Source organism: Pseudomonas sp. TS_SC_3 (assembly GCF_056156225.1).
Genome location: NZ_CM149586.1, coordinates 823,699 through 849,861 on the forward strand (window position 1 = coordinate 823,699; position 26,163 = coordinate 849,861).

Consider the following 26,163-nt stretch of genomic DNA (forward strand, 5'->3'; position numbering starts at 1 on the left):
TGATGAACAACTGGAACGCCGCCTGGCGCGAGCGAGCACTGCCTGAACTGGCCCCCCGCGATTGGGACCTGATCGTCGTCGGCGGCGGCATCAGCGGTGCCGGGATTCTGCGTGAAGCCGCGCGGCGCGGCTGGACGTGCCTGCTGCTGGAGCAGCGCGACTTCGCCTGGGGCACGTCCAGTCGCTCCTCGAAAATGGTGCATGGCGGACTGCGTTACATCGCCAAGGGCCAGTTCGGCCTGACCCGCGATTCGGTGCGCGAGCGCCAGCGTCTGCTGCAGGAAGCGCCAGGCTTGGTCGATCCCTTGAGTTTTATCATGGCCCACTACCAGGGCGGCTTTCCCGGCCCCAAGGTATTCGGCGGCCTGCTGGCGGTGTATGACGCCCTGGCTGGCAAGCGCAATCATCTGTACTACCCGTTGCAGCAACTGCGCTACCTGGCACCCGGCATCAAGGAAGATGGCCTGCTCGGCGGCACGCGCTTCTTCGATGCGGTGACCGACGATGCGCGGCTGGTCCAGCGCGTGCTGGGCGAGGCGCGTGCCGAGGGCGGTGAAGCGCTCAACGGCATGCGCGTGGTCGAGTTGCTGCGCGAAGACGGGCGCGTCACTGGCCTGCTCGCCGAAGACAGTGAGACTGGCCTGCGCTACGGCTTCAAGACCCGCGCCGTGGCGCAGGCTACTGGAGCTTGGGCCGATCAGCTGCGGCAGAAAACCGAGCTGGAATATATTCGCCCGCTGCGCGGCAGCCATCTGCTGATACCGGCCTGGCGCTTGCCAGTGGCCCATGCCTTCAGCTTTATGCACGCCGCCGATAAACGCCCGGTGTTTGTCTTCCCCTGGGAAGGCGCAACGGTGATCGGCACCACTGATCTGGATCACCCGGCTCCGCTGGCTGAAGAAGCGCGCATCAGCCCGGATGAAGTGGACTACCTGCTGGCCGCCTGCGCCCAGCAGTTCCCTGCCGCCGAAATCGGTGCGGCGGATGTGCTGTCGACCTGGGCTGGCGTACGCCCGGTGGTCAGCGATGGCGCGCCGGGACGCAAACCCTCGGATGAAAAACGCGAGCATGCGCTCTGGGTGGAACCCGGTTGCGTGACCTTGGCGGGCGGCAAGCTGACCACCTTCCGCTTGCTGGCGTTGGAAGTCTTGCAGGCCTGCGCGCCCTTTGTTGGCCGTGCCGTGCATGATCACGGCGCGCAGACATTTGCAGCGCTCGCCCCTCAACCGATGCCCGCGCTCAGTCCGGCTCAACAGCGGCGTCTGATCGGCCGCTATGGCCGCGCGTTGCCGCAGTTGCTAGCGCTGGTTGACGAACTGGGATCCGAACAGGTGGTCGGCACCGATACGCTCTGGGCCGAGCTGGCCTGGGCCGCCGAACAGGAACTGGTGCTGCATCTGGATGACCTGTTGCTGCGCCGTACCCGCCTGGGCCTGTTGTTGGCGCGTGGAGCGGCGGCTGAATTGCCACGTGTCCGGGCGTTGTGTCAGGCGCGGCTGGGCTGGAGCGATACACGCTGGCAACAGGAACAACAGGATTATTTGGCGCTGTGGCAACACTGCTACAGCTTGCCAACAGAGGCCTGAAGAACAGTAGCCCGGATGCAATCCGGGAGCGGTTTCCCCGGATTACATCCGGAATACGGCACGCATTTATAGAAAGGGTTGTGTCTTGAGCGATAAAAACTACCTGCTGGCCATCGACAACGGCACCCAGAGCATCCGGGCGCTGCTGTTCGATCTTCAGGGCAACCTGCTCGCCAAGGGCAAGGTGGAGCTTGAGGCCTACTACTCCAAACAACCCGGTTGGGCCGAGCAAGACCCGGAATACTACTGGGCTAGCCTGGGCGAGGCGTGCGCGCAGTTGTGGCAACAGGTGGACATCGACCGTAGCCAAATCCGTGGCGTATCGCTAACCACCCAGCGCGGCACCCTGATCAATGTTGACGCGCACGGCCAGCCGCTGCGCCCGGCGATGCTCTGGCTCGATCAGCGTCAGGCAGAAGTGCGCGAGCCAATCAAAGGGCCTTGGGGTTGGTTATTCAAGATCGTCAGAGCGCAGGCCACCGTGGATTATTTTCGCGCTCAAGCCGAGGTCAATTGGATTGCGCAGAACCAGCCGGACATCTGGGCCGCTACCCACAAGGTACTGCTGCTCTCGGGCTTTCTCACCCACCGGCTGTGCGGCCAGTTTGTCGATTCCCTGACCAGTTGCGTGGCCTATCTGCCATTCGATTACAAGCGCCTGCAATGGGCCAAACCCGGCGACTGGAAGTGGCAGGCGCTATCGGTGCGCCGCGAGCAACTGTCTGAATTACGCAAACCGGGTGAGTTGCTGGGCCATATCACGGCGGCGGCCAGCCGCCATACCGGGATTCCCGAAGGCTTGCCGCTGATTGCCGCTGGTGCCGACAAAGCCTGTGAGGTGCTCGGCGCTGGCGGGGTGGAGGCGAGTACGGCCTGTTTGTCTTATGGCACCACGGCGACCATCAACACCACGCGCAGCACCTACCTGGAAACCATCCCGCTGATTCCGCCATACCCATCGGCGATTCCTGATCACTTCAACACCGAGGTGATGATTTATCGCGGCTTCTGGATGGTCAGTTGGTTCAAAAAGGAATTTGGTCTGCTCGAAATGCAGCGAGCCAACGAGTTGGGCGTCGAGCCCGAAGCGCTGTTCGATGAATTGGTCAACAGCGTGCCGGCTGGTTCTATGGGTTTGATGCTGCAGCCGTACTGGTCGCCGGGGATTCGTGAGCCGGGGCTGGAGGCCAAAGGCTCGATTATCGGCTTTGGCGACGTGCATACCCGCGCGCACATCTACCGGGCGATTCTCGAAGGGCTGGCCTATGCCCTGCGTCAGGGCAAAGAAAAAATCGAGCAACGCTCTGGCACGCGCATCACCCGTTTGCGGGTGTCAGGCGGCGGCTCGCAGAGCGATGCGGCCATGCAGCTGACGGCGGATATCTTCGGCCTGCCGGCCGAGCGCCCGCATCTGTATGAAACCAGCGGCCTGGGCGCGGCGATTAACTGTGCGGTCGGGCTGGGCTTGTACCCCGATTACCCCACGGCGATTGCCGCCATGACGCGGGTGGGGCAGGTTTTTACGCCTAACCATGACGCCCTGCGCACCTATGAGCAGCTGTACACGCAGGTTTATCAACGCATGTACAAGCAGCTTAAGCCGCTGTATCAGGCGATCCGCAAGATCACTGGCTACCCGGCGTAGGATGGGTTGAACACAGCGATACCCATCGGCATATCGATGGGTAACGCCTTCGGCTAACCTGCGCGGCCCGACCCATCCTACGGGCTCTAGCTCGCGAGCCTTTGGACGGGTTCTCAGTGGCGCTTTAGGCCACATCCACCAAGATGACTTCGCTGTCTTCGATAGCCGTCACTCGGATCACCTCGACATCGCTGACGGCTACCCCATCGCGGGCCTGGGCGCTTACGCCGTTGACCTCAATGCTGCCGCTGGCGGCCACCAGATACGCCTTGCGAGAAGCGCCCAGCGGATATTCGGTGCTTTGGCCAGCTTGCAGGGTGGCGGCAGCCATGCGCGCGGGGGTGCGTATCGCCAGGGCGTCCTGGTCTTCGGCAAAACCGCTGGCCAAGGTGATAAAGGTGCCAGCGCGTTCGCCTCTGGGGAACGGCTTGCTGCCCCAGGACGGCGGTAGCCCGGATTGATTGGGCTCAATCCAAATCTGGAAAATCTTTGTCGTGCTGTCTTCCAAGTTGTATTCGCTGTGGGCAATCCCGGTGCCGGCACTCATCACCTGCACATCACCGGCTTGGGTGCGGCCGTGGTTGCCCAGGTTGTCCTTGTGGGTGATGGCGCCTTGGCGTACATAGGTGATGATTTCCATATCGCGGTGCGGATGGGGCGGAAAACCCGTGTGCGGCGCGATTTCATCATCATTCCAAACCCGCAGTGGCCCCCAGCCCATACGCGCTGGGTCATAGTATTCGGCAAAGGAAAAGTGATGACGGGCATTCAGCCAGCCATGATGGGCACCGCCGAGCTCGGCGAAGGGGCGTACTTCGATCATCTGCGTATCCTCATTGAGAAGCACCGGCTTGCAGCGGCGGTGTTCAGTGGCGATGAACAGATAATCCAATAAATCAATACGATTAAAAATGTGGAAATACTGAGTTTAATAATCTGTTTATTTGATGTTTTGTTGGGTCGGTGTTCGACAAACTGAGTGATGGCCAAACCCTGTGAAAATGCGAAAGGAATGCCGGGCATGCAAGAACGTAAAGCGCTGCTGATTCTGCACGGCAAGCAAGCCCTCAATGCTGATGTAAGAGCTGCCGTAGAAGCCCGACGCAAAGAAGGTTGGCAACTGGACGTAAGGGTTACCTGGGAGTCGGGTGATGCGCAGCGTCTGGTGAAGGAAGCCCTGCAGGCAGGTTACCCGACGCTGATTGCCGGTGGGGGGGATGGCACCCTGCGTGATGTGGCTGAAGCCATGGTGCTGGCTAAAACCAACGCCAGCCTGGCGCTGCTGCCTCTGGGGACCGCCAATGACTTTGCTTGTGCTGCAGGTGTGTCATTACTGCCTTTGACGGCACTGGCCTTGCTGGATGAGCCGGCACAACCTATTGATTTGGGGGAAGTCGACGGCCAAGTGTTCCTCAATATGGCCACCGGTGGTTTTGGCTGCAACGTCACCGCCAATACCTCGGAGGATCTCAAGCGCGTGCTCGGCGGCGCGGCCTATTTTTTGACGGGCCTGACCCGCTTTGCCGAAGTGCAGTCTTCGTTCGGCCGCTTTACCGGGCCGGACTTTAACTGGGAGGGCGAGTTTCTTGCGCTTGGTATCGGTAATGGTCGCCAGGCCGGTGGTGGGCATGTGCTGTGCCCGCAGGCACGGGTCAATGATGGTCTGCTGGATGTGTGTATTGTGCCGGCGGCGACTGATGTGGTGGGCACCTTGGGCACGCTGTTGTCTGGCGGCATCAATGGTTTGCAGAGCGTGGCCCTGAGTGCGCGGGTGGCTTGGCTGGAGGTTGAGGCACCGGAAGGGCTTGACCTCAATCTGGATGGTGAGCCGATGGACAGTCGTAAATTGCGGTTTATGGCTTTGCCGGCTGCTCTTCGGGTGCATTTGCCGGAAAATTCACCGCTGCTGACCGCCTAGGTAAGGTCTGGCTGGCCTTCGCCGAGTATCTGCCTTCAGATGCGCGGTATAAGGCCGATACATCAGGTTATGGCCATTTGAGCTAGGCTAAATTGATCAACAAACAGGAGCCAAAAATGGCCGGTATTCTCGACTCAGTGAACCAACGCACCCAACTGGTGGGTGAGAACCGCCTTGAAATCCTGATGTTCCGCCTAGCCGGTCGGCAGCTATTTGCCATCAACGTGTTCAAGGTGCAGGAAGTTCTGCAAATGCCCAAGTTGACCCTGATGCCGCAGCGTCACCGGTTTGTTTGCGGTGTGGTCAACTTGCGTGGGCAGACCCTGCCGGTGATCGACCTGTCCCAGGCCATTGGCATGCGCCCGATTGTGCCGGATGAGCGCAGCACCATTATTGTCACTGAGTACAACCGCTCCGTGCAGGCGTTCCTGGTGGGTGGCGTTGAGCGCATTCTCAACCTCAACTGGGAGTCCATTTTGCCGCCGCCAGGTGGCGCCGGCCGCCAGCATTACCTGACGGCGATTACCAAGATCGAAGACCAGATCGTCGAAGTCATCGACGTGGAGAAGGTGCTGGCGGAAATCACCCCAATGAGCACTAAGGTCTCTCCGGAAAAACTCGCCGAGCCGCTGCTTGAATACGCCCGAGGCCGTGAAGTCTTGCTGGTGGACGACTCCAGCGTCGCCATGAGTCAGCTCAAGGGCACCATGGCGCAGCTGGATATTCGCTGCCATGCGGCCAGTGATGGGCTGCGCGCGCTGAACCTGCTGAAAAGCTGGGCTGACGCCGGGGTCGATGTGCACGAGAAACTGCTGATGGTGATCACCGATGCGGAAATGCCGGAGATGGATGGCTACCGCCTGACCACCGAAATCCGCAGTGACCCGCGGCTTAAAGACCTGTACGTGGTGCTGCACACCTCACTGTCCGGTAGCTTCAACGAGGCCATGGTGAAGAAGGTGGGGTGCAATAATTTCCTCTCCAAGTTCCAGCCGGACAAACTGGTGGATGTCGTCTCTGAACGCTTGGCGCTTTTGCATCCGGCTGAATAAGCCGGGCGTCAGCGCCAGTGCATACGTCAGTAGTGTTATTCGCTCAGACGCTGGCGCAGGCGCTCAATGCGCTCGCGGTTGACCTCGAAATCGGCATAACCCAGACGTGATGCAGAGCGCACCTGCACGGCAGTATCACCGATCATAAATTCCACATCATCGACGAAGCGCATCAGCTTGCTGCTGAATTCCGCGCGCAAATAACCCGGCACTTCCTCCACCAGCGTCGCGCGCGGCTCTTCGCTGATTAGCGCTTTTAAGCGTGCCTGAGTTTGCTCGGGCGTGCCTTTCAACGGCAGTGGCTCGATTGCGTGTTGAGCATCGCTGGCCTGGCTATTCACACAGTTGGGTGAATCCGGGCAGGCGGCCAAACGGCCTTTGTGGATGCCCAGATTATCTGGCGCGGTGCCGCTGCAGGCACTGAGCAATATGGCCAAAGGTAATGCCAGTGCAGGCTTGTGGGCGCGCTGGGTTATTCGTATAAGTGCGTTTTGCCAAAGGGAAACTGGGTTCATGCTGCATCTCTCCGGGTTGTATCGTTATCCATTGAAGTCTGCGGCAGGCGAGGCTCTGCGCGAAACGGCGCTGGATGCCTTGGGCGTGCTGGGTGATCGCCGCTGGATGGTAGTCGATGCGCAATCGGGGCGCTTCCTTACCCAGCGGTTACTGGCGCAACTGACTCAGCTTCAGGCGCGCTGGTTGGGTAGTACGCACCTGCAACTGAGTGCGCCGGGCATGGCTGAACTGCAGGTGGCCGTGCCGGATGAGCAGGAGCCGTTGCAGCACGTGACCATCTGGAGCGACAGCCTGCAAGTGCCGGATGCTGGTGATCAGGCTGCGCAGTGGCTGAGCCAGTGGCTCGGCCGAGCTTGCCGGCTGGTGCATTTTTCACAAGCGCGTGCCCGTCAAGTCGATACGGCTTATGCCGAGATGGGTGACAATGTGGCGTTTGCCGATGGTTTCCCTTTGCTGCTGATCGGTCAGGCGTCACTGGATGATCTGTCGATGCGGGTTGGTCGACCGCTGCCAATGCTGCGTTTTCGCCCGAATTTAGTGGTCAGCGGCAGCGAAGCTTATGCCGAGGACAGCTGGAAGCGCATCCGCATCGGTGAGCTGGAATTCCGTGTGGTCAAGGGCTGCTCGCGCTGCATCATGACCACCCTCGACCCGCAGACTGGTGAGCGCAGCGCGGATCGTGAACCGCTCACTACCCTGAAAACCTACCGTGAGCGTGACGGCAATGTGTATTTCGGGCAGAACCTGATCGCCTGTGGCGAAGGGCAATTGCGTCTGGATATGCCGGTGCAGGTGCTGGAGTGAGTAGGCCGTGCACGCCCAACCGTTGCGGTTGAGCGTGCCTATATTAGTCATTACTGGTCGAAGTAACGCTCGTGCCAGGCCACCAGTGGCTGCGGCGCGTTGAGTTTCTCGCCGTAGATCACCGAGTAGGACAACACGTTCTGCACGTACTGGCGGGTTTCATCAAACGGGATGTTCTCGATCCACACGTCATACGACAGATGGTCTGCCCCGCGCAGCCACTGGCGAACGCGGCCTGGACCGGCGTTGTAGGCGGCAGAAGCGAGCACGCGGTTACCGTTGAATTGGCCGTAAATCTGGCTTAGGTAAGCGGTCCCCAGCTGAATATTAATTTCCGGTCGGTAAGCCAGTTGCGGCGAAGACAGCGGGATACCGAAACGCTTGGCGGTTTCCTTGGCGGTGGCCGGCATTAACTGCATCAGGCCCATGGCGCCGACGTGGGATTTGGCGTCGGACATAAAACCGCTCTCCTGCCGAGTGATGGCAAACACCCAGCTGGAATGAATATCGCGGTTACGCGCTTCGCGAACCAGTTGGTCGCGGTGGGCCATGGGGAAGCGAACATCCAGGTCATCCCAGTACTGCGCTTGGCTGATGGTGCGGATGGCCGGGAAGTACCAGCCCATCTCGTAGGCCAGGCGGGCCTGGGCCACCATTTCATCGCGGCTGAATAGGCGCGTGACGTTGTACCACTCACGCCGCCCATTGGCGACCTGACCGCGCGCATGGAACTCGAGTGCTCGGCGAATGGCAGCCGAATTACGCACTTTCTGGATGGTTTGCGGGCTTAGGGCTAGCGGCTGATTTTTCAGCTGATAAGGCGCTTGCACGTGATCGGCGGCCATAAAGCCATAGAAATCGCGCTCCTTGGCCAGTGATTGGTAAAGCGCTTTCGGCTCTTGGCTATTGGGCTGCGCCAATTGCAGGCTGCGCGCCTGCCAGTAACGCCAGCGGTTGGTGTTGCCCAGTTCAGCGGGCATTCTGCGGGTCAGCTGGTTGACTTCCTCCCAGCGTCCCAAGCGCAATAGCAGGCGCGCGCGCCATTCGCTCACGGTGTTGTCGCGCAGTTCAGGGTCATACTTGGCCATCACCGGCAAGGCGCGGGCATCAAAACGCTTCGCTAGGGTCAGGCCGATTTCGCGGGCGATAGCGACCTTTTCCTCGCTAGAGAACTTCATGCGTGGGGCATAGCTGTCGAGCAGTTTTAGTGCGGTTTCCGGATCTTGGCGGGCCAGGCGGCGCAGGCCGAGGCTGACTACATCGGCCGTGGCCGGATCGGATTGGGTGAAGCGGCTGGTTTGTTTTAGCAGCTCTGGCTTCTGCGCTACATCCAGCAAGTTTTTGCCCTGGTTACTGAGGGTTGGCAGGGTCTTGATCAGGTGAGTGACCAGGCCATAGTTACGCGCTTCGGCTGCCAGTTTGGCGCGCTGCCAGCGTTTCTGCTCCGTCAGCTGGCCAGCGGCGGCCCAGCGCTCGAACAGCGGGTCGCAAGCGTTGGGCTGCGATTTCCCCACCAGCCAGAGCTTTTCTGCGGTGGCGTTACCTTCAACCTGCATGCCGTGGCTCAACTGATATTGACCGTAAAGGCAGTCGAGCTCAGTAAAGTTGAGTGCAGGGTCGTAGTAGTTAATAAAGGTCTGCCATTCACCGCGCTCAGCCAGCCAGCGCAACCAGCGCAGCTTCATCCAACTGATTTGCGGCAGGTCACCGTGTTCGGCGAGGAACTTTTCGATTTCGTCATTGCTGGCCCACTTCAGCCGCGCGGTCAGCTCGTCATAGGCCAGATAAGGTTCCAGTGGATAGTCACGCAGGGCACTGGCATAGCGTTCATAGGGGCCTTTATCGCCCTTTTCCAGTGCGGCTTTGGCTTGGTCGTAATACAGGCGTTGTTGCGCTAAGGGAGCTGCCTGCGCCGCAGATAACCCCAAAGAGGACAGTACTAAGCAGGACAATAGGCTAATAAAGGAACCGCGCATGACACTTCCAGGCAATAGTGCGTATAGCCCTAGCTTAGTCTTTTGCCCCAAGAGGGTGAAGGCTCAATGCGTTGCAACGCGTAATTGCCGCGCTCGAGCTGTGCTTAGCGTTGATGGGGCGCGCTAGAGCGTCTGCTGGCCGGATGGCACAAGGCAGCGACGTAACTCGCCCGGCGACCGGCCGAAATTGCCTGCTCGGCCAATGCGCATCTCGGTTAGAATACGCGCCCTGTTTTGCGGGTGCCTCGGGCAGCTGCAGATGATTTTTTGGGTGTTTCAGGTTGCCGCTGTGCACTGAATGCAACGAAGCCCGTTGCTCAGCTGCGGATTTACCAGCTTTCACCCGTCGTTTTTTTGTTGAGGCGCGCCATGACCCTGCTCAAGTTCACTGATATTTCCCTGGCCTACGGCGCAATGCCGCTGTTGGACAAGGTGTCTTGGCAGATTGCCCGTGGCGAGCGGGTGTGCATCATCGGCCGTAACGGCACCGGCAAGTCGAGCATGATGAAGCTGGTCAAGGGCGATCAAAAGGCCGATGACGGCGCCGTGTGGCGTGCGCCTGGGCTGAAAATTGGTGAGCTGCCGCAGGAGTTACCTGTCGCCGATGATCGTACCGTGTTCGATGTCGTCGCCCAGGGGCTTGATGGCGTAGGTGAGTTGCTCGCGCAATATCACCACCTGGCGCAGAACTGCGTTACCGAAGACGACCTGAACAAGCTGATGCATGTGCAGCAAGACCTCGAAGCCCGTGACGGCTGGCGCTTGCAGCAGCTGGTCGACAGCACCCTGAGCCGCCTGCAGTTGCCGGCTGATAAAACCCTTGCCGAACTGTCCGGTGGCTGGCGTCGCCGTGTGCTGCTGGCCCAGGCGCTGGTTTCCGAGCCGGATCTACTGCTGCTCGACGAGCCAACCAACCACTTGGATATCGGCGCGATTGCCTGGCTGGAAGAAGCCTTGGCCGATTTCCAGGGGGCGGTACTGTTTATCACCCACGACCGTTCCTTCCTGCAGAACCTGGCCACGCGCATTCTCGAGTTGGACCGTGGCGGCTTGATCGACTGGAACGGTGACTACGCCAGCTTCCTGGTGCACAAGGAAGCGACCCTGGCTGCCGAAGAAACCGCCAACGCGCTGTTCGATAAGCGCCTGGCTCAGGAAGAAGTGTGGATCCGTCAGGGCATCAAAGCCCGCCGCACCCGTAACGAAGGTCGTGTACGCGCCCTGAAGGCCCTGCGCGTGGAGCGCAGCGAGCGCCGTGAGCGCACCGGCAAGGCCAATATCATGCTGGAAACCGCGGAGAAATCCGGTAAGCAGGTGATGGTGCTGGACAACGTCAGCTTTGCGCATCCGGGCGGACCGTTCCTGATCAAGGACTTCTCCATGGTGCTGCAGCGCGGCGATCGCATCGGTCTGCTCGGCGCCAACGGCACCGGCAAAACCACCTTGCTCAAGCTGATGCTCGGTGGTTTGCAGCCCACCAGCGGTGAAGTAGCCGAAGGCACGCGCATTGATGTGGCGTACTTTGACCAGCTGCGTCATCAGCTTGATCTGGAAAAAACTGTAATCGATAACGTTGCAGAAGGCCGTGACTTTATCGAGATCGACGGGCAGAACCGCCATGTGCTGAGCTACCTGGGCGACTTCCTGTTCAGTCCGCAGCGTGCGCGCACCCCGGTCAAAGCGCTGTCAGGCGGTGAGCGGGCGCGTTTGTTGCTCGCCAAGCTGTTCAGTAAACCGGCCAACCTGCTGGTGCTGGACGAACCGACCAACGACCTCGACGTAGAAACCTTGGAGTTGCTGGAAGAAGTGTTGCTGACCTTCCCGGGCACTGTGCTGATGGTCAGCCACGACCGGGCCTTCCTCGATAACGTGGTGACCAGCACCCTGGTGTTCGAGGGTGAAGGCAAGGTGCGTGAATACGTCGGTGGGTATCAGGATTGGCTGCGCCAGGGCGGTTCGCCGCGCTTGCTTGGAGTTGGCGAGAGTAAAGCTGGCAAGCCTGAGCTTGCTTCAGCAGTGACCCCGACTCCGGTGGCAGTCGAGCCGGTGGCGGCAGCGTCGAACAAGAAAAAGCTAAGCTACAAGCTGCAGCGCGAGCTGGAAGCCATTCCGGGGCAGATCGATGCACTGGAAACCCACGTTGCCAGCCTGCAGGAGCAGATTGCTGCGTCGAGCTTCTATCAGCAGCCTGCGGAAAAGAGCGCTGAGGTACTGGCAAAGCTGCAGGCTGCGCAGCATGAGTTGGAGCAGTTGGTTGAGCGCTGGGCTGAGCTGGAAGGTTAAGCACGCGCCTAACTAAACTGCGCGGATAAAAAGTTAGCGCTCAGGTGAGCTTTCAGGCTTCTGGTGGAGACGGTCATGGCCATCGAATACAGCATTACACTCGATGATGATCACCAGTTCAGTTACAGGATTGAACTGGATCGGGTGTATTCGGCAGAAGCTGCGCAGAGTGCGCCAGCCTGGGCGCGCCTTGAGTATCAGCAGTGCAGCAATTGCCCGTTGAGCAAGGACAACTTCAGCCATTGTCCGGCGGCTGTCGACTTGCACCGGGTGATTGAGGATTTTCAGGGCCTGCCGGCGTTCAAGAGAGTCGCTGTTTGGGTGCGCACGCCTGAGCGCGAGTACAACAAGCAGGTCGGTCTGGAAGAGGGCTTGCGGGCGCTGCTCGGGGTGATTATGGCGACCAGTGCGTGTCCGGTACTGGGTAAGCTCAAGCCCATGGCGCAGCACCATCTACCCTTCGCCAACAGCCAGGAGTTTGTTCTGCGCGCGGTGTCGCTGTACCTCACGCAGCAATATTTCAATTTGCGGGAAGGGCAGGCGGCAGACTGGGAGCTGAAGGGGTTGGTGCGAATGTTCCAGCAGTTGCAGCTGGTTAATCAGGCGTTCTGGCAGCGCATTCATGCCACCTGTGAAGGCGACTCCAACCTTAAGGCGTTCCTGACCTTCTTCTCCATGGCGTCGAGCATGACCTATTCGCTGGAGACTCAGCTGCAGAAGATTCGTCCGTTGGTCATGGGGCCTCGCGATCACACCGCATAACGCCTGCGGAACACGCCTGCGTTATGCGTGGCACACGATTACTCGGCTTTCTTTAGTCGCACTGCCAATACATCGCAGGGTGCGCCATGCAGCACGTCGTTGGCGGTAGAGCCGAGTAGCAGGGCTAGGCCGTGGCGGCCGTGGCTGCCAACAATGATCAGGTCGCACTGCTGTTCTTCGGCAAGCCGATGGATTTCCTGGCGCGGCTGACCATAGGCCAGGTGGCGATGCTCGGTGCCGAGTTCAGGGTACTTGTTGGCAAATTTATCCAGGCGCTCACGAGCTTGGTCGAACTGTTGCTGCTGCAGCATCGACAGGTCCATTGGCACGTCGCCGCCAAAGGCCATGGCCATGGGTTCGACGATGTGCACCACGGACAGCTTGGCGGCGCTGCTGGTAGCCAATTTTTGCGCGCGCTGCATGACGGGGTCGCATTCTTCGGTGAGGTCGACGGCGACCAAGATGTGCTGGTAGGGCATGGTTAGCTCCTTGCAAGTGGGTCAATGGCTTTAGTATGGCTTTCTTGAATGCTTATGACAGGTTTTTGCCTGCGAGATAATGATATGAATCCCTGGTTTGCGCTTTTACTGCTGGCCGTAATGTTAAGTCCGTTGACATGGTTGGCGCCGTCGCGACGCCAGCGCGGGCTGATGGATGTGCGCATGCAGGCGCGTCGCTTGGGCGTGGCCATGCAATTGTCGCCGCAGGAGTGGCCGCACTGGTTGTCGAGTCTGCCACCAGACTCGTGCCCGCAATACTATCGCGCGCGCCGGCCTGGTCGGTCTGACAGTTGGTGCTACTGGCAGCTGGAGCCGGGCCAGTGGGTTAATAGATGGCGCGAACCCTGTGCTGATCAGCCCTTGATGGCCCTGTTGCAGGTGTTGCCGGTGGATGTATTCAAGGTTGAGGCCAGCGATCAGATGCTGTCGGTATGCTGGGGTGAGCGAGGAGGCAACGAAGCCCTGCAAAAGATTGTTGACCTTCTCCAGGCCCAAGCCTGAAGAAAAAGAAAGCCCAGTAAAGGCACTGGGCTGGAGTACGGCCAGGCAGGCCGGTGAAGCGGATATTGATAGCAGGGGCTGTTAGAGATTGGCCGTCGCGTATTCGCTGGAAATCTGTTCGATGCCTTGAATGATGGTGTTGGAGTACTTGTTGACCAGAAATGGCACGCTGTTCTCGTTGTAATTGATCAACGATTTTTCAATATAGCGCCATTTGGTGGCGACCCCCTGCCAGGACTGCGCAAGCTGCGGGGTGTTCTTCGGGTCTTTCTTCAGTGTCTTCATGTTGTTGCTGAACTCACTCACCATGTCTTCTATCGAGCGCGTGTCACCACCGCCCATAAAGGTGGCGCCGACCGAGGCGCTGCGTGAGGCATAGTCTACGGCGATACCTTGCATCAGCAGGCTCTGCTCGCGGCTGCGTTGAGTTAGAGCGGGCACGCTGTAATTGCCCTCCTGTTGAATCTTGCTATACAGCTCCTGGCTCAGGGTCATCAGGTGTTGGTTGCGTGCAGCTAAATCTGCCACCGGTTGAAGATCGGTGTAGCCCTGGCTCTTCAGGGCGTTGACCAGGTTGTTAAGATCCATCTCATAACCCTTCCATTGCTGGTCAAGCTGCGCGCGCAGGGCTTTGGCGCCTTCGCCGGGCATGTCCGTCAGCGTCGTCAGGTGGCTATTCACCTCGCTCAGCGAGTCGTTGATCATCCGCGCATAGCGTTGATCGCCTTCCATGCCATTGAACATATAGAAGTCGCCCAGGGATTTTTGTGTGGCAAGACGAAGCTGGTGCAGCTTTAACAAGCTGGTGGCGGCGTCTGCGGCGTGGAGGGTGGCGCTAAATAGGGGGAGGGTTGCTGCGAGCAAGGTGCTCAAAACGATGGCAAGCATGCGGCTCGTCATGGGGATACTCCGTACGCCCTTTACTGGGCTCTAATTGTTTTTGTTATTGCTACGGGCTGCTTAAAGCGCCCGTATTGAGCGGACTGTACCTGCAGCCAAATCATTTTGCTAGAAATGCACGGGGTCGCTCGTTGCGTAAAAAGTTAGCGGTTTTGCTAAAGATCGCTGCGGATGGTCGCCTGTTCGCTACAGGTTGGTCTGTGCGTTGCTGGCAGCCTGAACGTAATTTTTTGTACGCCCTTACAGGCACTGCAGGCCAATTGACAAGCAGGTGCTTTTCCTTGAAGGTGTGCACACCCAAATCAAACGGGCGTATGAATTGAGCGTTTGCCTGCAAAGGCGCCGCCTTCACAGCCCGATTATCGCGTCGGTGGGTGTGCCAGGCTGATAGGGGCTACTCTGAGGCGGCTATGCCGTGGAGTAGCTTGCTGGTTGGCTCCGATGTGTACTGTTCAGCTTCCATACCGTGGAGATCAGTTGATGATTTACGAAGGTAAAGCCATCACGGTTAAGGCTCTTGAGAGTGGCATTGTCGAATTGAAATTCGACCTCAAGGGTGAATCCGTCAACAAATTCAACCGTCTTACCCTCAATGAACTGCGTCAGTCTGTTGATGCGATCAAGGCCGATGGTTCGATCAAGGGCGTGATTGTCACCAGTGGCAAAGACGTATTTATCGTCGGCGCTGACATCACCGAGTTCGTCGATAACTTCAAGTTACCAGACGAAGAGCTGGTGGCTGGCAACCTCGAAGCCAACAAGATCTTCAGTGATTTTGAAGACCTCAATGTTCCGACCGTCGCCGCTATCAATGGCATCGCCTTGGGCGGTGGTTTTGAAATGTGCCTGGCCGCGGATTATCGCGTCATGGCTGAAGGCGCCAAAGTTGGCCTGCCAGAAGTCAAGCTGGGCATCTACCCAGGTTTTGGCGGCACCGTGCGTCTGCCACGGGTTATCGGTACCGATAACGCTGTTGAGTGGATTGCCGGTGGTAAAGAAAACAAAGCCGCTGACGCCCTGAAAGTAGGCGCAGTGGACGCCATGGTTGCTGCTGACAAGCTGCAAGCCGCCGCTCTTGACCTGATCGCGCGCGCCATCTCTGGCGAGCTGGACTACAAGGCCAAGCGCCAGCCGAAGCTGGAAAAGCTCAAGCTCAACGCAATTGAGCAAATGATGTGCTTCGAAACCGCTAAGGGTTTCGTTGCAGGTCAGGCTGGCCCGAACTACCCGGCGCCGGTTGAAGCGATCAAGACCATTCAGAAAGCTGCTAACTTCGGCCGCGATAAAGCGCTGGAAGTGGAAGCGGCTGGTTTCGTTAAACTGGCTAAAACCCAAGTGGCTGCCAGCCTGATCGGCCTGTTCCTGAATGATCAGGAGCTGAAGAAGAAGTCCAAGCAATACGACTCGATCGCCAAAGACGTGAAACTGGCTGCCGTGCTCGGCGCCGGCATCATGGGTGGCGGTATCGCCTATCAGTCGGCGTCCAAAGGCACGCCGATCCTGATGAAGGATATCCGTGAAGAGGGTATCCAGATGGGTCTGGCCGAGGCTTCCAAGCTGCTCGGCGGTCGTGTTGCCAAGGGTCGTATGACTGCTGCGCAGATGGCTCAGGCTCTCACCGCTATTCGCCCGACCATGTCTTATGGCGACTTCGGCGCTGTTGATATCGTGGTTGAAGCGGTTGTCGAGAACCCTAAGGTCAAGCAGATCGTGCTGGCTGAAGTGGAAGGCGTTGTTAAAGAGGATGCAATCCTCGCTTCCAACACCTCGACCATTTCGATCAACTTGCTGGCCAAGGCCCTCAAGCGTCCGGAAAACTTCGTCGGCATGCACTTCTTCAACCCGGTGCACATGATGCCGCTGGTTGAAGTGATTCGTGGCGAGAAGTCCAGCGATGTAGCTGTTGCTACCACCGTTGCCTACGCCAAGAAAATGGGCAAGACCCCGGTTGTGGTCAATGACTGCCCAGGCTTCCTGGTTAACCGCGTGCTGTTCCCGTACTTCGGTGGCTTCTCCAAGCTGCTCGGTTTCGGTGTGGACTTCATGCGTATCGACAAAGTCATGGAGAAGTTCGGCTGGCCGATGGGCCCGGCGTACTTGTCCGACGTGGTCGGTATCGACACCGGTCACCATGGCCGTGACGTAATGGCTGAAGGCTTCCCGGATCGCATGGCTGTTGAAGGCCGTACTGCGGTCGACGTGATGTATGAAGCAGATCGCCTGGGCCAGAAGAATGGCAAAGGCTTCTATGCCTACGAAATGGACAAGCGCGGCAAGCCGAAGAAGGTTTCTGATCCGGTTGCCTACGATCTGCTCAAGTCCATCGTGACCGAGCAGCGTGAAGTGACTGATGAAGACATCATCAACTTCATGATGATTCCTCTGTGCATGGAAACCGTGCGTTGTCTGGAAGACGGCATCGTTGATACTGCAGCTGAGGCCGATATGGGCCTGATCTACGGCATCGGCTTCCCGCCCTTCCGCGGTGGTGCGCTGCGTTACATCGATACCGTCGGTGTAGCCGAGTTCGTTGCCCTGGCCGACAAATACGCCGAGCTGGGCGCGCTGTACACCCCGACTGCCAAGCTTCGCGAAATGGCTGCTAACGGCCAGAAGTTTTTCGGTTAATCGCGCAACGACTAGAGCGAGAGTGAATTTATGAGCCTGAATCCTAGAGATGCAGTCATCGTCGACTTCGGTCGTACCCCGATGGGTCGTTCCAAGGGCGGCATGCATCGCAACACCCGTGCCGAGACCATGTCGGCCAACCTGATCAGCGGCGTGCTGGCACGTAACACCAAGCTGGATCCAGCTGAAGTGGAAGACGTGATCTGGGGCTGCGTTAACCAGACCCTGGAACAGGGCTGGAATATCGCGCGCATGGCGTCGCTGATGACCCAGATCCCGCACACCAGTGCTGCTCAAACCGTGAGCCGACTGTGTGGTTCGTCCATGAGCGCCCTGCACACTGCAGTACAGGCGATCCAAACCGGTAACGGTGACGTGTTCGTTATCGGCGGTGTGGAGCACATGGGCCACGTCGGCATGATGCATGGCGTTGATCCAAACCCGCACCTGTCTCTGTACGCGGCCAAGGCCTCGGGCATGATGGGTCTGACTGCTGAAATGCTTGGCAAGATGCATGGCATCAGCCGTGAGCAGCAGGATGCGTTCGGTGAGCGTTCGCACCGTCTGGCTCAGAAAGCCACCGTCGAAGGCAAGTTCAAGGATGAAATCATCCCGATGCAAGGCTACGACGAGAACGGCTTCCTGAAGGTCTTCGACTACGACGAAACCATTCGTCCGGAAACCACTCTGGAAAGCCTGGCGGCGCTGAAGCCTGCGTTTAACCCGAAAGGCGGTACCGTGACTGCAGGTACGTCCTCGCAGATCACTGACGGCGCTTCCTGCATGATCGTCATGAGCGCCCAACGTGCTCAGGATCTCGGCATCCAGCCGATGGCTGTGGTTCGCGCCATGGCAGTGGCCGGCGTTGATCCGGCGATCATGGGTTACGGTCCAGTACCGTCGACTCACAAGGCCCTCAAGCGTGCTGGCCTGACCATCAATGACATCGACTTTTTCGAGCTTAACGAAGCCTTCGCTGCCCAGGCCTTGCCTGTGCTGAAGGACCTGAAAGTGCTCGACAAGATGGAAGAGAAGGTCAACCTGCACGGCGGCGCGATCGCTTTGGGTCACCCGTTCGGTTGTTCCGGTGCGCGTATCTCCGGTACCCTGCTGAACGTGATGAAGCAAAATGGCGGCACCTTCGGTGTGGCGACCATGTGCGTAGGTCTCGGCCAAGGCATCACCACCGTCTTCGAACGTCTGTAAGCTTTACAGATTTAGAAGGTGGAAAAACCGGGGCCAAGCGCCCCGGTTTTTGTTTTTTGGTTCGCCCCATTACAGTCATCACTCCCCGCGCTGGCGTTTGGCTGCATGCAACATGTCTTTCGTAATATGTTTATCAGCAGAAAACTTCAAGGAATGCATTTATGCAGTTACAGCCAGGCCTTTATCGTCACTACAAAGGCCCTGAGTACCGTGTGTTTGGCGTCGCCCAGCACTCCGAAACGGAACAGGCGATGGTGGTCTATCAGGCGCTGTACGGCGAGTTTGGCTTGTGGGTGCGACCGTTGGAGATGTTCTGTGAGAATGTTGAGGTGGACGGCGAGAAGGTTCCACGCTTTGCTTTGATTCAGGCTGAAACCGCGCTATTCACTCGGCCGTGAGCTGACATCGGGCCGTTGCTGCGCTTGACCTCTGCCGGACCACCACTATATATAGCGGGGCCGCGCTAGCAGGCAGTACAGCGCCTCCCGCATTTATTTATCGAATTTCAGGAATTTTCCAATCCATGGGCAAATCGCTGGTCATCGTGGAATCCCCGGCCAAGGCCAAGACCATCAACAAGTACTTGGGTAACGAGTACGTGGTGAAGTCGAGCATCGGCCACATCCGTGACCTACCCACCAGTGGTTCGGCAAGCACCGCCAAAGAGCCAGTCAAGCGTGGCAAGGCTGCGGCGGGCGAAGTGCCGGCGCTGTCACCCAAGGAGAAAGCCAAGCGTCAGTTGTTTGCGCGCATGGGGGTTGATCCCGAACACGGCTGGAAAGCCAAGTACGAGATCCTTCCGGGCAAAGAGAAGGTGGTCGAAGAGCTGCGCCGTTTGGCCAAGGATGCCGACACCATCTACCTCGCAACCGACTTGGACCGCGAGGGGGAAGCCATTGCCTGGCACCTGCGCGAATCCATTGGTGGTGACGACAGCCGTTACAAACGCGTGGTGTTCAACGAAATCACCAAGAAGGCGATTCAGGAAGCGTTTTCCAAGCCGGGTGAGCTGGATATCAACCGCGTCAACGCCCAGCAGGCGCGGCGCTTCCTCGACCGCGTAGTGGGCTATATGGTCTCGCCGCTGCTGTGGGCGAAGATCGCCCGCGGTTTGTCGGCTGGCCGTGTGCAGTCCGTAGCGGTAAAGCTGGTGGTCGAGCGTGAGAAAGAGATCCGCGCGTTTGTTCCTGAAGAATACTGGGAAGTGCATGCCGATCTTGGCACGGCCAAAGGCGCCAATGTGCGCTTTGAAGTGGCGCGCGAGAACGGCGCAGCCTTCAAACCGCTGAATGAAGCCCAGGCTATGGCGGCCCTGGCCACGCTGAAAGCCTCCAGCTACAGCATCAGCAAGCGCGAAGACAAACCGACCAGCAGCAAGCCTTCGGCGCCGTTTATTACCTCCACCCTGCAGCAGGCCGCGAGTAACCGCCTAGGCTTTGGGGTGAAGAAGACCATGATGATGGCCCAGCGTCTGTATGAGGCCGGCTACATCACCTATATGCGTACCGACTCGACCAATCTCTCGGCCGATGCTGTGAGCATGGTGCGTGACTTTATCGAGGGCGAGTTCGGCAAAAAGTACCTGCCGGCCAACCCGATTGCTTACAGCAGCAAGGAAGGCGCGCAGGAAGCGCACGAAGCGATCCGTCCCTCCGACGTCAACCTCAAGCCGACTCAACTGTCGGGTATGGAGCGCGACGCTGAGCGTCTGTACGAGCTGATCTGGCGCCAGTTCGTGGCCTGCCAGATGCCACCGGCCGAATACCTGTCGACCACGGTTACCGTGACCGCTGCGCAATTTGAACTGCGTGCCAAGGGCCGTATTCTCAAATTTGATGGTTACACCCGCGTGCTGCCGCAGCTGAGCAAACCGGGCGATGACGACGTGCTCCCGGAAATGAATCAGGGTGACGCGCTCAAACTGATCAAGCTCGATCCCAGCCAACACTTCACCAAGCCACCGGCGCGCTACTCGGAAGCCAGTTTGGTTAAAGAGATGGAAAAGCGTGGTATTGGCCGTCCGTCGACCTACGCTGCGATCATTGGCACCATCCAGGATCGCGGTTATGTGGTGCTGCACAACCGTCGTTTCTACTCCGAGAAAATGGGTGAGATCGTCACCGAGCGTCTATCTGAAAGTTTCTCTAACCTGATGGACTACGGCTTTACCGCCGGCATGGAAGAGCATCTGGATGATGTGGCTCATGGCGAGCGCGAGTGGAAGCACGTGCTGGATGAGTTCTACGGTGATTTCAAGAAGAAGCTTGAGGTGGCCGAAGCCGGCGAAGGTGGCATGCGTGCCAACCAGCCGACGCTGACTGATATTGCCTGCCGCGACTGTGGGCGGCCAATGACAATACGTACTGCGTCTACCGGTGTGTTCCTCGGTTGTTCGGGTTATGCGCTGCCGCCCAAAGAGCGTTGCAAGGCCACCGTCAACTTGGTGCCAGGCGATGAAATTGCCGCTGATGATGAGGGTGAGTCGGAGTCGCGCGTGCTGCTCGGCAAGCACCGCTGCCCGATCTGCTCGACGGCAATGGACGCCTATCTGCTCGATGAAACACGCAAGCTGCATATCTGCGGTAATAACCCGGATTGCGCCGGTTATGAGGTCGAGCAGGGCCAGTATCGGATCAAGGGCTATGAAGGCCCAAGCCTGGATTGCGATAAATGTGGCAGCCAGATGCAGCTCAAGACCGGTCGCTTTGGCAAGTTCTTTGGTTGCACCAACAGCGAGTGTAAAAACACCCGCAAGCTGCTGAAAAGCGGCGAGGCGGCGCCACCGAAGATGGACCCGGTGAAAATGCCGGAGCTGAAGTGCGAGAAGGTTAACGACACGTATATCTTGCGTGACGGTGCCTCTGGGCTTTTCTTGGCGGCCAGTCAGTTTCCAAAAAACCGCGAAACCCGAGCGCCACTGGTATTGGAAATAATCCCGCATCGCGATGAGATTGATCCCAAGTACCACTTCCTTTGCGATGCGCCGGCGAAGGACCCGCAAGGTCGTCCAGCAGTCATCCGCTACAGCCGCAAGACCAAAGAGCAGTACGTGCAAACTGAGGTTGAAGGTAAGCCGACTGGTTGGCGTGCGTTTTACGATGGCGGCAAGTGGCAGGTCGAAGACAAGAGCTGATTGCGCTGAATACGCGCCTGTCGATGATCGGCGCGTGCAGGGTTATCCGAGCAAATGGGGGCCGTATGGCTAATGAACTCTATACCCGCACCAACCAGAAAATCTTTTACGCCGGGTTAGCGCTGGAGTCCTGGCGCAAAGCCGAACAGGACCAGAGCATGAACGCATTGGCCCTGATCCAGGCTGAGCGCGAGGCTGCGCTGTTTCATTTGTACGGCGCCTTGTTGGGGCTGTGCCATGAAATTGCCGGCTACTACCGGTTGCCGGATAGCACCGCGCCGCGTGTTGAGCGCTTTCTTACTGAAGCGGTGCTACAGGCGGCTCCGAGCCAAGAGCTGGGCGAGTTGGTGGAGCTGGCACAGTCGCCCGATAGCTGGGTGGCTCAGCTTCTAAACGCCTACGCGCAGCTGTTTCAGCCACCACAGGCTGGCAAGAAAGCTAAGGTTGACCCCGCTACGCCTTTGATCACAGCCGTTAACCTTGATGAAGAAGTCGAGTTGTTAGCTCATGAAGCGCTTGAGGCCTGGCGTCAACAGCTGAAAGCCGTGGCGCAGCGCTTTCGAGAGACGCTGAGCGAGTGGTAAGGCGCTGATTGGATCGGTGGGCTAGGGCGAGCTCAGGTCGGCTGTTACACTGTGCGACTTTCACGGAGAGCCAAGTTAATGCCTACATCATTCCTGGAAATTGTCGAGTTACCCGACGGGCGCATCGCCCTGCGCCGTGGAGAAGATGAAGAGTCGTTAGTCGTGTTGGACTTCTCTGCTGATGCCAAGGCGTTTTTGCAGGGGCAACATGTCGAAGTGGCCAAGGCCATGCTCAATGTCGGTGTACAGATGGCGGGTCGGTTGGCAGAAAATAACTTTCAGCACGAAGACGGGCCTCGAGTTCTGCACTGAGTACAGAGGGGCTCGCTTTGACGTAGCGCGCTCTATCTGCCCCTGACTCTCTTGGTATCAAACCGCTGTCGGAGGTGTGCACAATCCTTGTGCGCCACCTTGTTTGATCATCCCAAGCTTATATTTAGGCTCTGTGCTTTGCCCTGGCGAGCAGCCTGCTCAAGTTGCTGCCGCGTTTGCCGTTCAAGCGGATGCAACCAGCTAATCACCGTATGGCTTCGGCCCAGCGACAACGCCTGTTGCGCGAGCTGTAGGGCGCTTTGTGCGCCACGCAGATGTAGCAGGAGGATGCGTTCACGGTTTAGACCCGCTTCGCGTAGCCAGCGTTGAGTTATGCTCGATGGTGGGGCTATCAACGTTAGCCAGCGCCCGTCATGGTTTTCGCTGAGGTCACGCAATATTGGCGCAAGCAGGCTCAGGCAGTGTCCGGCTGCGCCACGCAGCGACAGCTCACTGAAAGCCTCTGTTGCCTCATCCTGCCAAGGTACATCGTCGCTCTTGGCAAGTAATGGCGGCACAGTTGAGGCCAGAAACGCATCGAACAAGGGTAGCTGTGTACGGTTCAGTGAATGTGGAAACTGCATAGATCCTCCACGAGCAGGCGGCTGCGTGCTACCTGTACTGTCGATGGCGCGTTTAAAGGCCTCGCCTGGGTTTCTGTGTCCGGCTAGCGTCGAATAACGCCGACGCTTAAGCCTTCAATAATCAGATCCTGGTCTTCCAAGTTGACCTCAATGGGTGAGAATTCCGGATTTTCCGCAATTAGCCAGACTCTGTTGCCTTCGCGCTTGAAGCGTTTGACTGTGACTTCGTCATCGATGCGTGCCACTACCACTTGGCCGTTACGCACCTCGCGTGTGGTGTGCACGGCTAGCAGGTCGCCATCAAAGATGCCGATGTCCTTCATGCTCATGCCGCGCACGCGCAGCAAGTAGTCAGCCTTGGGATGGAAGAATTCTGGGTTGATGCGGCAGACTTCTTCGATATTTTGCTGCGCCAGAATCGGGGCGCCAGCGGCAACGCGCCCCACTACCGGCAAGCCTTCTTCATCTTCGGCGTTAGGTTCAAAGCCTGGGATACGGATGCCGCGTGAGGCCCCCGGAGTCATTTCAATTGCGCCTTTACGGGCCAGTGCTTTGAGGTGTTCTTCCGCTGCGTTGGGTGATTTAAAACCCAGTTTTAAGGCGATTTCTGCTCGTGTGGGCGGGTAGCCATTGTCTTCAAGGCATTGCTTGATGAAGGCTAGGATTTCAGCTTGGCGCGGCGTCAGTTTGAGCATGAGGGACTCTGTTCTTTTGTACAGTGACTGGGATTATATACAGTGATTGGCGGTTGGCAATCTTTGCGACCTTGTCGGTGCTCAATCCACCTCAGTACTGTCCGTGTAGTGCACTGTTACTCGGGGTGTTCTTTGGGCGTCTAGCTAGGATGAGTGTGCGGTCCTGCTGGATATTACGTGACCGCTTAGCCACAAGATGGTCGGCCCGGCTTGACAAGGCAGGCGGCTGAAACGTATGTTTCAAACAAGTGTTTGTTTAGATGAAAAAAGCCATGGCCCAGTCAGAAACCGTTGAGCGCATTCTTGATGCGGCAGAGCAGCTTTTTGCGGAGAAGGGGTTCGCAGAAACATCTCTGCGTTTGATCACCAGTAAGGCCGGAGTGAATCTGGCTGCGGTGAACTATCACTTCGGTTCGAAAAAAGCGTTGATTCAGGCGGTTTTCTCGCGTTTTCTCGGGCCTTTTTGTGTGAGCTTGGAGCGTGAGCTTGACCGTCGTCAGGCCAAGCCGGATGGCAAGGTCAATCTGGAAGAACTGCTTGAGTTGCTGGTTGAGCAAGCGTTGGTCGTAAAGCCGCGCAGTGGTAACGACCTTTCAATCTTCATGCGTTTGTTGGGCTTGGCCTTCAGTCAGAGCCAGGGTCACCTGCGTAAGTACCTCGAAGAGGTGTACGGCAAGGTGTTTCGCCGCTATATGCAGCTGGTGCATGAAGCCGTGCCGCGTATCCCACCGCTTGAACTGTTCTGGCGCGTACATTTTATGTTGGGTGCCGCCGCATTCAGCATGTCTGGGATCAAAGCTCTGCGGGCCATGTCGGAAACGGATTTTGGAGTGAACACCTCGATTGAGCAGGTCATGCGCTTGATGGTGCCCTTTTTGGCGGCAGGCATGCGCTCCGAAACGGCGCTGACTGACGAGGCCTTGGCCAGCGCCCAGCTCAAACCGCGCACTAAGACAGCGGCTGTTCCTAGCAAAGTTTGATTGCTGTGGGTGGGCTTGGTGGATGCTATCCGCTAAGCTAGCCGCCCATGGTTTCTCTCGATTTCCTGCATATTTCCCTCGCTGATCAGTGTCTGTATGGCTTTGCCAGCGGGCAGCTGCAGCTTCGCTTAAGTGTTTCCACCGCGCTCAATGGTGCCGGAGAGCGCAATGGTTCTGGCTGTACACCACGTGGTTTGCATAAGGTGCGGGCGAAGATTGGTGACGGTTTACCCATCGCGGCTGTACTGCGCGGACGACGCTGGACAGGCGAAGTTTGGTCGCCCGAGTTGCACGCGCAATTCCCTGGTCGCGATTGGATTCTTACGCGCATTCTCTGGTTGAGTGGTTGTGAGCCTGGGCGCAATCGTTTGGGCGCTGTCGACACCTTTCGCCGCTATATCTACATACACGGTACGCCGGACAGCGAGCCTATGGGCGTGGCGCTGTCGCATGGCTGCGTGCGTATGCGCAACAGCGACCTGCTGGAGCTGTTTGCGCGCGTGCCGATTCAATGCGCGGTGCAGATTGACGAGGCTGCCTGCCCCGAGTGGGCCGCGGCGCCTCTTATTTAAGGACGGGTTGTGAGTACACGCATGCAAGGTTCATTGATGCTGGATATCGCCGGCACCTGGCTGACCGCTGAGGATCGGCAGATTCTGCGCCAGCCGCAGGTGGCTGGGCTGATTTTGTTTGCCCGCAATATCGAAGACCCGCGTCAGGTGCGCGAACTGTCTGCAGCCATTCGCGCGGTGCGGCCGGACTTGCTGCTGGCGGTGGATCAGGAAGGCGGGCGTGTACAGCGTCTGCGTCAGGGTTTTGTGCGCTTGCCGGCGATGCGTGCGCTGGCCGACAACGCCAATGCCGAGCATCTGGCTGAGCAGTGCGGTTGGGTCATGGCTACCGAGGTGCTGGCTGCAGGTTTGGACCTGAGCTTTGCCCCGGTGCTGGATCTCGACCATCAGCGCAGTGCCGTGGTCGGCAGTCGCTCCTTTGAGGGCGATGCGCAGCGTGCCACCTTGCTGGCTGGCGCGTTTATCCGCGGGATGAATGCTGCCGGTATGGCAGCATGCGGCAAGCATTTTCCTGGGCACGGCTGGGCTGAGGCCGACTCTCACGTCGCCATCCCGGTGGATGAGCGCAGCTTGGAGGAGATTCGAGCCAATGACCTGCAGCCGTTTGCCCAGCTGAGTCGGCAATTAGCCGCAGTAATGCCGGCCCACGTGATTTACCCGCAAGTGGATAGCCAGCCCGCTGGCTTCTCTCGGCGCTGGCTGCAAGACATTTTGCGTGGGGAGCTGGCTTTTGATGGGGTTATTTTCAGCGACGACCTGTCCATGGCCGGGGCTCACGTGGTCGGTGATGCTGCATGTCGGATTGAAGCGGCGCTAGCGGCAGGCTGTGACATGGGGCTGGTATGCAACGACCGAGCTGCGGCAGAGCTGGCGTTGAGCGCGTTGCAGCGCCTTCAGGTCACGCCACCGCAAGGTCTGGCGCGGATGCGTCGTCAGCAGTTTACGGGGATTGAATATCGGCAGCGCCCGCGTTGGTTGGCGGCAATTAGCAGCCTGCGCGATGCGCAATTAATCGACTGAGGAAGG

General features: G+C 58.5%; 24 protein-coding genes. 17 read left to right on the forward strand and 7 right to left on the reverse strand.

Annotation, left to right across the window (positions count from 1 at the left end):
• Positions 1-2 precede the first annotated feature (2 nt).
• Positions 3-1,586, forward strand: a complete 1,584-nt coding sequence (locus AC0J6G_RS04005) for a glycerol-3-phosphate dehydrogenase/oxidase (RefSeq protein WP_475251511.1) — start codon at positions 3-5, stop codon at positions 1,584-1,586.
• Between the two features lie 85 nt (positions 1,587-1,671).
• Positions 1,672-3,231 carry an FGGY-family carbohydrate kinase gene (locus AC0J6G_RS04010; protein ID WP_475251513.1) on the forward strand — a complete coding sequence of 520 codons (1,560 nt, stop codon included), beginning with the start codon at positions 1,672-1,674 and terminating at the stop codon, positions 3,229-3,231.
• 124 nt (positions 3,232-3,355) lie between these two features.
• Here the strand turns inward: AC0J6G_RS04010 and AC0J6G_RS04015 are convergent, their stop codons facing one another.
• A complete protein-coding gene (locus AC0J6G_RS04015) occupies positions 3,356-4,054 on the reverse strand; it encodes a pirin family protein (RefSeq protein ID WP_475251516.1) in 699 nt (232 codons plus the stop codon).
• A gap of 198 nt (positions 4,055-4,252) precedes the next feature.
• On the opposite strand from AC0J6G_RS04015, the gene yegS reads away from it, so the two are divergent.
• Both yegS and AC0J6G_RS04025 read left to right on the forward strand, forming a co-directional pair.
• On the forward strand, positions 4,253-5,149 hold the full coding sequence (yegS, locus tag AC0J6G_RS04020) for a lipid kinase YegS (protein ID WP_475251518.1): 897 nt from the start codon (positions 4,253-4,255) through the stop codon (positions 5,147-5,149).
• A 116-nt stretch (positions 5,150-5,265) separates the two neighbouring features.
• Complete coding sequence (locus AC0J6G_RS04025; RefSeq protein WP_475251520.1) at positions 5,266-6,201, forward strand: chemotaxis protein CheV; 936 nt, start codon at positions 5,266-5,268, stop codon at positions 6,199-6,201.
• 35 nt (positions 6,202-6,236) lie between these two features.
• On the opposite strand, the gene AC0J6G_RS04030 is transcribed toward AC0J6G_RS04025, so the two are convergent.
• Positions 6,237-6,716 carry a DUF1499 domain-containing protein gene (locus AC0J6G_RS04030; protein ID WP_475251521.1) on the reverse strand — a complete coding sequence of 160 codons (480 nt, stop codon included), beginning with the start codon at positions 6,714-6,716 and terminating at the stop codon, positions 6,237-6,239.
• Here AC0J6G_RS04030 and AC0J6G_RS04035 point away from each other — a divergent pair.
• Positions 6,715-7,521 carry an MOSC domain-containing protein gene (locus AC0J6G_RS04035; RefSeq protein WP_475251523.1) on the forward strand — a complete coding sequence of 269 codons (807 nt, stop codon included), beginning with the start codon at positions 6,715-6,717 and terminating at the stop codon, positions 7,519-7,521. The genes AC0J6G_RS04030 and AC0J6G_RS04035 overlap by 2 nt on opposite strands.
• Before the next feature lie 50 nt (positions 7,522-7,571).
• On the opposite strand, the gene AC0J6G_RS04040 is transcribed toward AC0J6G_RS04035, so the two are convergent.
• Complete coding sequence (locus tag AC0J6G_RS04040; protein ID WP_475251525.1) at positions 7,572-9,497, reverse strand: transglycosylase SLT domain-containing protein; 1,926 nt, start codon at positions 9,495-9,497, stop codon at positions 7,572-7,574.
• A gap of 369 nt (positions 9,498-9,866) precedes the next feature.
• Between AC0J6G_RS04040 and AC0J6G_RS04045 the strand changes: the two genes are divergently transcribed.
• On the forward strand, positions 9,867-11,780 hold the full coding sequence (locus AC0J6G_RS04045) for an ATP-binding cassette domain-containing protein (protein ID WP_475251527.1): 1,914 nt from the start codon (positions 9,867-9,869) through the stop codon (positions 11,778-11,780).
• Positions 11,781-11,855: 75 nt separating this feature from the next.
• On the forward strand, positions 11,856-12,542 hold the full coding sequence (locus AC0J6G_RS04050; protein WP_475251529.1) for a DUF6901 family protein: 687 nt from the start codon (positions 11,856-11,858) through the stop codon (positions 12,540-12,542).
• Between the two features lie 38 nt (positions 12,543-12,580).
• Here the strand turns inward: AC0J6G_RS04050 and AC0J6G_RS04055 are convergent, their stop codons facing one another.
• Positions 12,581-13,021 (reverse strand): universal stress protein, encoded by a 441-nt coding sequence (locus tag AC0J6G_RS04055; protein WP_475251531.1) that lies wholly within the window; start codon positions 13,019-13,021, stop codon positions 12,581-12,583.
• An 84-nt stretch (positions 13,022-13,105) separates the two neighbouring features.
• On the opposite strand from AC0J6G_RS04055, the gene AC0J6G_RS04060 reads away from it, so the two are divergent.
• Complete coding sequence (locus tag AC0J6G_RS04060; RefSeq protein ID WP_475251533.1) at positions 13,106-13,543, forward strand: hypothetical protein; 438 nt, start codon at positions 13,106-13,108, stop codon at positions 13,541-13,543.
• 81 nt (positions 13,544-13,624) lie between these two features.
• Here the strand turns inward: AC0J6G_RS04060 and AC0J6G_RS04065 are convergent, their stop codons facing one another.
• Complete coding sequence (locus AC0J6G_RS04065) at positions 13,625-14,443, reverse strand: hypothetical protein (RefSeq protein WP_475251535.1); 819 nt, start codon at positions 14,441-14,443, stop codon at positions 13,625-13,627.
• A gap of 480 nt (positions 14,444-14,923) precedes the next feature.
• Here AC0J6G_RS04065 and fadB point away from each other — a divergent pair, with 480 nt between their 5' ends.
• The 6 genes from fadB (at position 14,924) to AC0J6G_RS04095 (ending at position 22,306) form a co-directional block, all read left to right on the forward strand.
• Complete coding sequence (gene fadB, locus AC0J6G_RS04070; RefSeq protein ID WP_475251537.1) at positions 14,924-17,071, forward strand: fatty acid oxidation complex subunit alpha FadB; 2,148 nt, start codon at positions 14,924-14,926, stop codon at positions 17,069-17,071.
• A gap of 30 nt (positions 17,072-17,101) precedes the next feature.
• On the forward strand, positions 17,102-18,277 hold the full coding sequence (gene fadA / locus AC0J6G_RS04075) for an acetyl-CoA C-acyltransferase FadA (RefSeq protein ID WP_475251539.1): 1,176 nt from the start codon (positions 17,102-17,104) through the stop codon (positions 18,275-18,277).
• Positions 18,278-18,438: 161 nt separating this feature from the next.
• Complete coding sequence (locus AC0J6G_RS04080; RefSeq protein ID WP_475251541.1) at positions 18,439-18,675, forward strand: DUF1653 domain-containing protein; 237 nt, start codon at positions 18,439-18,441, stop codon at positions 18,673-18,675.
• Positions 18,676-18,800: 125 nt separating this feature from the next.
• Entirely contained in the window at positions 18,801-21,410 is a 2,610-nt protein-coding gene (gene topA, locus AC0J6G_RS04085) for a type I DNA topoisomerase (protein WP_475251543.1), read from the forward strand.
• Between the two features lie 65 nt (positions 21,411-21,475).
• Positions 21,476-21,994 carry a DUF6586 family protein gene (locus AC0J6G_RS04090; RefSeq protein WP_475251545.1) on the forward strand — a complete coding sequence of 173 codons (519 nt, stop codon included), beginning with the start codon at positions 21,476-21,478 and terminating at the stop codon, positions 21,992-21,994.
• Positions 21,995-22,072: 78 nt separating this feature from the next.
• The gene (locus tag AC0J6G_RS04095) at positions 22,073-22,306 is read left to right on the forward strand and encodes a hypothetical protein (RefSeq protein ID WP_475251547.1); all 234 of its coding nucleotides are present in this window, start codon (positions 22,073-22,075) and stop codon (positions 22,304-22,306) included.
• A 107-nt stretch (positions 22,307-22,413) separates the two neighbouring features.
• Here the strand turns inward: AC0J6G_RS04095 and sulA are convergent, their stop codons facing one another.
• Entirely contained in the window at positions 22,414-22,890 is a 477-nt protein-coding gene (gene sulA / locus AC0J6G_RS04100; protein WP_475251549.1) for an SOS-induced cell division inhibitor SulA, read from the reverse strand.
• 83 nt (positions 22,891-22,973) lie between these two features.
• Positions 22,974-23,585, reverse strand: a complete 612-nt coding sequence (lexA, locus tag AC0J6G_RS04105; protein ID WP_475251551.1) for a transcriptional repressor LexA — start codon at positions 23,583-23,585, stop codon at positions 22,974-22,976.
• 272 nt (positions 23,586-23,857) lie between these two features.
• Between lexA and AC0J6G_RS04110 the strand changes: the two genes are divergently transcribed.
• Genes AC0J6G_RS04110 through nagZ form a run of 3 tightly spaced genes read left to right on the forward strand, consistent with a single transcriptional unit; the run spans position 23,858 to position 26,157 of the window.
• The gene (locus AC0J6G_RS04110; RefSeq protein WP_475251553.1) at positions 23,858-24,565 is read left to right on the forward strand and encodes a TetR/AcrR family transcriptional regulator; all 708 of its coding nucleotides are present in this window, start codon (positions 23,858-23,860) and stop codon (positions 24,563-24,565) included.
• Between the two features lie 47 nt (positions 24,566-24,612).
• On the forward strand, positions 24,613-25,137 hold the full coding sequence (locus AC0J6G_RS04115; RefSeq protein ID WP_475251555.1) for a L,D-transpeptidase family protein: 525 nt from the start codon (positions 24,613-24,615) through the stop codon (positions 25,135-25,137).
• Positions 25,138-25,158: 21 nt separating this feature from the next.
• On the forward strand, positions 25,159-26,157 hold the full coding sequence (nagZ, locus tag AC0J6G_RS04120; RefSeq protein WP_475251557.1) for a beta-N-acetylhexosaminidase: 999 nt from the start codon (positions 25,159-25,161) through the stop codon (positions 26,155-26,157).
• Positions 26,158-26,163: the final 6 nt, after the last annotated feature.